Genomic DNA, 6,508 nt, shown 5'->3' on the forward strand with positions numbered 1-6,508 from the left:
CTGTATTACCGCCACCTGTATTACCGCCACCTGTGCCACCGTTAGGCGGTTGAATGATTAAATCAAAGGTATCGGTAATGCTTGCACCGGATTTATCGGTAGCGGTGACAATAATCGTGAGAGTTCCGATATCGGTTCCTTCTGGGATGCCGGTGAAGGTGCCGTCATCATTGAAGATTAACCAATTGGGAAGAGGGTCTCCATTGGAGAGGGTAACGGTATAGGTTAAGCTGTCATCATCAGCATCATCAAAGGTATTTTCCGGGATGGGGAAGGTAAAATTTGTTCCGGGAGTGGTGGTTTGATTTTCGAGAGGATTGAGAAGAATGGGGGGAGCATTAATGTTTAAATTAACAGTGGAGGGAGTCTCGGCATAGTCGGTGCCGTCAAATCCATTCCAATTAAAACTCACCGCACCATTGAAGTTTTCATTGGGGACAAAGGAGAGTTTCTCTATATCGTTTAGGGGAATTTCTAGGGGATTTTCGATGGGATTTCCATCAAAGAATAGGGTTCCGGTGGTGGGAAGAGAAGTAATTAAAATTTTCTGGAGGGTATTCCCATCACTGTCTGTAAATTGACTGGTAAAATACGCGGGGTTAAAGAAAAAGGGAGTATCTTTTGTGCCGGTTTGATTGAGGGGTGCTAGGGTGGGCGGGTTATTGATATTGACGACAAAGGTGCCGAGTTCCTGGGAGGCGATCGCATTGCCGGTGGTATCGGTGACTTCGTTTTCTTGCAACGTCACCGTATAAGTGCCATTATCGCCGGGATCCCAACTGTCCCCGGGAGGGGTCATCTGGTAGGTGACTTTGATGCTATTGAAATTGCCGTTATTATCGGGGGTGGCGATCGCCGTGACGTTGAGACTCTCGTTATTGGTTCCCGTGACAATAATATCCCCAATACCCAGGGTACTCCAATCGATCGCCCGGTTATCGGTAAAGGTGACCGTGAAACTGTAGGTTGTTCCCCCTACAGTGGTCACATCTTCGGCAATAAAGTTTTCAAAATTGGGCAAAATCCAGTCCGTCGGTCCAGGAGAACCGATATCTAACCCGCTATTATTGCCATCTAAGGCACTCTCATAAGCTTTGGCGACGACTTCCGTGGGAACACCGGGTACACCGATCGCACTTGTAGCCCAATTATTACCATTATCATTGGCTTTTGTCAAGTCATCTTCGCTGAAAGTGAGCGGGTTTAAATACAGGGAAGCGCCGGTGGAGGGAGTCGGCCATAATAACCCGCGTGTGTCATACGCCACCCCATCAATGGCGGTTTGAAACCCCCGGGTATAGCTACTAAAGCTCGGCCACAACCCGATGCGATCGCTCTCGTTGCCCAAGGCAGACCAATTACTGACGGGAATCAGGGAAATATCTCCAGTATCCCATGCTGCTGTAAACGACTCAGGAGATAGGGTGGCATTAAACAAAATCCCCGTTTTTCCCGGGGCAATCTCACCCCCAGCAATATTCGCCGCAGTCAGGTTTGTACCAGCATTGTCCAAGACAAATCCAGTTAAATCCAGGGGTTGATCCGTCGGATTGTAAATCTCCACCCACTCCCAGTCCGGTTCGTCACTGACGGGATGATACATAATTTCCGTAATCACCAGGAGAACCTGTCTCTCGTAAGCGCCGATATCGATCGCCGCCCCAACCTCGCGCTGGAATTCGTTACCCCGTTGGTCAGTGACTAAATCAGTGTTAACATCAGGATTGCCCAAATTAATCGCCGGAGACCCTAAAATCAGGGCATGGGTTAACGGAGACCTGTCAGGTGCGTCATTCAGTGCTAAAGTCGGATTGATGACATCGGTAATGTCAATCCCACCGAGGGAGACAAAGCTGTAATTTTTCTCATCAGCATTTAACCCAGTGCTGCCCGTCCAATTGCCGATCAGGTTGTACTCTGTTAAAGTCGGAGTATTGCTAACCTGACCAGAAATATCCCGGTGGACAATTTCATTACTATTATCTTCGTTTCCGGCAACAATGGTATGACTGAGATTGAGGTTAGGTCCAACCTCTGGAATAATAAAGATACCGCCACCGGTGCCTGTGTCATTGCCATCATGATCAGCAGTATTAAAGGCGATCGTGCTGTGACGAACAGTTAGACTTCCTCCGTTGTAAAACCCGCCACCGTCGTTTGCCGCCTGGTTATTGGAAATCGTACTATTGGAAATGACCGCAGTGCTGCCATTGCGGATGCCTCCACCCTGATTGTCAGATTTATTGTCATAAATGGTACTCCCGATTACGGTCAAATTCTGGTCGCCCGTATGCCGAATTCCTCCCCCTTCATCAGCAGATAAGTTGTTAGAAATGCTACTCTGTATAACCGTCAGAGTCCCCTCATTATTAATGCCTCCACCGTCATCATCAGCTTGGTTGCCGGTGATGGTACTCTGATTCAGGGTCAAAGTCCCCGCATTGTAAATCCCGCCGCCATCCCCTGTATTATTTTGGTCTGTAATCTCGGCCCACCCATTTTTAACGGTGAGATTATTCAGGGTGAGGTTAGCATTGGCCCCGACATGGAAAATCCGGAAACCGGGTGCGTTCTCATCCCGAATGATTTCAGCCCCGTTTCCATTAATCGTGAGAGTACCCGTCTCAATAGAGGGTAACCCGTTCGTGCCGAGGATAAAATTATGAATTTGGGTGAGGTTATAAATACCCTCTTCTAAAGTGATGATACTATCTTGACCATCTTGATTCGCCGCTGTAATTGCCTTAATCAGGTCGGTAACATTTCCCGCCTCGACTGTATAGGTTACTGGGAGTAAGGCGTTATAGGCAGCGATCGCCTCGGACTGGAAGGGTAAGGGGGTCTCAATCTGTCCCGTACTCACTTCTAGGGTCCAGTTGCCATTCAATTCAGCACTGCCGGTTAAATCATCGGAGGCGGCAATATCCGCACCTGTCAACTCCGCTAGTTGTTGCAGGAAAGTAATCCCTGTATCTGATGTCCCGACATTGCATCCATAGAGTAAGATATCGGCCCCCTCACTGAGTGCCGCCCGCAGAATCTGCCATTGGGGAAGATAGGCATCCAGAGACTCGGCATCCAGTTGTGTTGTCCCGAGTTGGACTCTGTCCGAACTCCCGTGAGACACCAGATGAATGCTGTCGATGCCAGTCCGACCCGCGATCGCCTCAATGATTTGGTCAATGCCATCGCGATCGGCATCAAGCACGATCGCCTCCGTATCCGATGGCAGACCATCCAAGAGGGTTTGTTTGTCGGAAACCCCTGAATCGATAAATACCAGGGTGCGGGACTCCGTTAAAGGAGGGTTTCCCTGGATGGGAGGTTGTTCAATGGTATGCAGGTCATTATATTGTTTTGAAATCCTGGGCAAGAGGTTGACTGGTCTCGATTGTTGGTGGTTCATTGGAAATACATCCTCGGAAAATATTGTTTTGAAAATCATATAAAACACCCAACCCTCGTATTATCACTAGGGCGTGGGTTGTTGCTAAATCAAGAATTGACGATTTTGCTCGAAAAAATAAAAAACAAAATCACTCTGGTTATGATCTAGTATAGCCCGTAGATACACGGAGATGGGTTGCACCCATCAACTATATGCCTGAAGGATGAGGTTAGCCCTTCCCTGAATCGCAACCCATTCAAAATCGGCCCTCTCCCGCCAACTTTCATGGGTGCAAAGGATTTCTCTGCGGACTGATTTAGGCTTAGACAAAAGGGTTTACCGGGTCCTGCGCGGATTATGACCGATCTAACATAAAATAAAAGCAACGCCCTAGGGAGTCAGGATTGCGGACTAAACGGGGGTTCATCCGTGCCACAATCCGAGCGATCGCCGGATCAGGGGCAATCCCATCTACAGCGCGTCTTGCAGCAGTTTGCTATAAAGATAGCGAGCAAGATGATCGCACAAGGGGTTCGGGCGTCGGATCCATTGTCAGAATGATTTAAATTAGCTATATCAGAATCAGGAGATTCTCTCACCCAACGATGAAACCCTATCAACAAATCCCCATTCTCGACTGTGGCGAACCCTTGGTGGCGATTCCTGGGGATCAGTTTGCCCTCGTGTTGCCTCATCCTTATGAACTTTTGGGCGCACCCTACAAAAGGCGATCGCCCTTTTATCTGCGCCAAGGGGTACTGACGGGTTTAATTCAAGCACAAACTCACCTCCATCGGCAATACCCCCAATGGCAGATTTCCATTTTTGATGCCTATCGGCCTATTGCTGTGCAACAGTTTATGGTAAACTATACGTTCACCGAGCAGGCGCGATCGCAAGGATTAGACCCGGGGAAATTAAGCCCCTCTGAGCGCCAAGAAATTTTAGCTCAAGTATATCAATTTTGGGCCGTTCCCAGTCTGGACCCCGCCACCCCTCCGCCTCATGCCACAGGTGCTGCCGTGGATGTCACCTTAGTCGATGAGGCAGGAATCGCCGTGGAAATGGGTTCCCCGATTGATGAAATCTCACCGCGATCGCATCCCGACTATTTTGCCCAAAGCACCAGTCAGACTCACCAAGACTATCACAACCATCGCCAAATTTTGGCCCAAGCAATGCAACAAGCTGGATTTGCTCAACATCCCAATGAATGGTGGCATTTCTGTAAAGGGGACCAAATGTGGGCCTGGTTAACTCACCATGAGACTGCTGTTTATGGCAGAGTCGAGTAAACCCAACCCCTCCTATACTCCATTCAATTGTCAAAGGTCTATAAAACCCCGCACCCTCAAGGGTGGGTCTACACGGACAAAGCCCGCACTTCGACGGGACTCAGCACAGGCCTGCGCGGCGTCAAAGCGAAAACCGCTATAATACCAACCGGATTTGGTATTATAGCGGTTCTTCCGCTAGTGCGATCCGCCCTCACCCCAAACCCCTCTCCCAAAGAGGGAGAGGGGCTGGAGGTGAGGGCATGAGTCCACCGAACCGCTACTACAAACTTCATTTTTCATCTAGGGTTAGGGATTTTTCTATACTCCAAATATGCCCAAAAGGATGGAGGGGATTGAGGGTATAACGGGGGTCGAGTTCAAGGCTTTTATACAATTCCTCGGTGGGACGGAATAAAAATAGGGATGATGAGGGTTCGGTGATTTCCAGGCGATCGCCGTCGGCGAGGGTCAGAACTCGCACATCGGGATTGAGTTTATAACTCAAGGCAATCAGACGACTGAGGCGATCGGGACTTCCGATGATCAGCGGGTTTTGCCCTTGATTGACCAGTTGGGCGACTTCTACATCATAATAGCAACTATATTTATGCCACCAAGTTTCGGCGGAGGCACTCACGGCACAAGAAACAATGCCTACCCCCAGCAATACCACATAGGCAAATTGCCAAATTCGACGCTGGAGATTCCCGCCAGTATCGAGACGGAGGCGATCGGCAAACAGATAGGCGACTGCCAATTGCAAGGCTAAATAGGAGGGGAAAAGATAGCGAGCAATCCCCGACCTCTGCCCCCCGGAAATCACGTCATAGAGCATCAAAAACAAGCCATTAGCGGCAATGGATGTAAGCAGAAACCACCCAGCGGATTTCGGAGTTTTACGAACGGTCACCCATAAGGCATATCCCACTAACAGGAGAATCGGGATAACAGCATAACCCCAGAAATTTACCCAAGCGAATGGGGGTGAATCTTGACCCTGTTCTACATCAAAAAACCGTTGGGGATAGACGCTATGAAGGTCAAAAAATACTGAACTCAAATTCACCAACCACCGCTTCACCAACGAATCCAGAGAGATGTCTCGCCCCAACCATCCCCCCAGTCGGCTGTTATTTTTGAAATAAACCACAATCCAGGGAATCAATGTGGCACAACCGAGTCCCGAAGCAATTAGATAGGATTTAAAAGATTGAGTTAATTTCCATTTTTCTCGAAATCCAACATACAATCCATGCCCGAAAAAGACTAATCCTGAAATCAGATGAGAATAGAACCCTAAGACAACCGTCCCGGCATAAATTGCCCAACTGCCTCGGGTATTCAAGCGCAGCGATCGCAACAAGGCTAACCCAGAAACTAAGGTAACAACCGTCCATAAGCTATATTGTCGGGCTTCTTGAGCATACAGCAAATGTAAGGGAGAAACGGCCACCAAAGACATGGCAATCCAACCCACGATTGGAGCAGAAAATAGCTCTAAACTGAGGAAATAAATGGCAGGAAATGCCAATAGACTCAACATCGCTGCCACGCTACGAGTCACGGTGATGGAATTGCCAAATATCTCCATCCAGAGTCGGGTTAAGAGGTAATAAATGGGAGCGTGTTCAGCATTTTCAGCTAAGGCATTAATGGTATCTCCCCACCCCCGTTCCGGTGAGAGACTTTGAAACTCATGCAACTGGGCGATCGTCAGCGATTCCCCAGTGGGAAGTTGCTCATAAAAGTTAGATTTTCGGTATCCTGCTACGCGCAAAGAGGTATGCACTTCATCAATCCAGTAAATTTTTTGGTCTAATTGATAAAACCTAAAAAATATGCC

Annotated in this window: 4 protein-coding genes; 2 read left to right on the plus strand and 2 right to left on the minus strand. The window is 48.6% G+C overall.

Going from position 1 to position 6,508, the window contains the following annotated elements; all coding sequences use genetic code 11:
• The coding region (locus J0895_RS05430) for a DUF4347 domain-containing protein (protein WP_207087102.1) at positions 1-3,373 on the minus strand (3,373 nt) is incomplete at its 3' end.
• Positions 3,374-3,792: 419 nt separating this feature from the next.
• On the opposite strand from J0895_RS05430, the gene J0895_RS05435 reads away from it, so the two are divergent.
• The gene (locus J0895_RS05435) at positions 3,793-3,954 is read left to right on the plus strand and encodes a hypothetical protein (protein ID WP_207087103.1); all 162 of its coding nucleotides are present in this window, start codon (positions 3,793-3,795) and stop codon (positions 3,952-3,954) included.
• A gap of 39 nt (positions 3,955-3,993) precedes the next feature.
• Positions 3,994-4,683, plus strand: a complete 690-nt coding sequence (locus tag J0895_RS05440; RefSeq protein WP_207087104.1) for a M15 family metallopeptidase — start codon at positions 3,994-3,996, stop codon at positions 4,681-4,683.
• Positions 4,684-4,954: 271 nt separating this feature from the next.
• Here J0895_RS05440 and J0895_RS05445 read toward each other — a convergent pair.
• On the minus strand, positions 4,955-6,508 hold a 1,554-nt coding region (locus J0895_RS05445), incomplete at its 5' end, for a glycosyltransferase family 39 protein (protein WP_207087105.1).

The sequence above is a fragment of the Phormidium pseudopriestleyi FRX01 genome (genome assembly GCF_017313335.1).
GTDB lineage: Bacteria > Cyanobacteriota > Cyanobacteriia > Cyanobacteriales > Laspinemataceae > Laspinema > Laspinema pseudopriestleyi.

Bases quoted from the DNA above. Each gene is read 5' to 3' on its own strand.
- J0895_RS05440 (WP_207087104.1), top strand. From the start codon at position 3,994: ATGAAACCCTATCAACAAATCCCCATTCTCGACTGTGGCGAACCCTTG.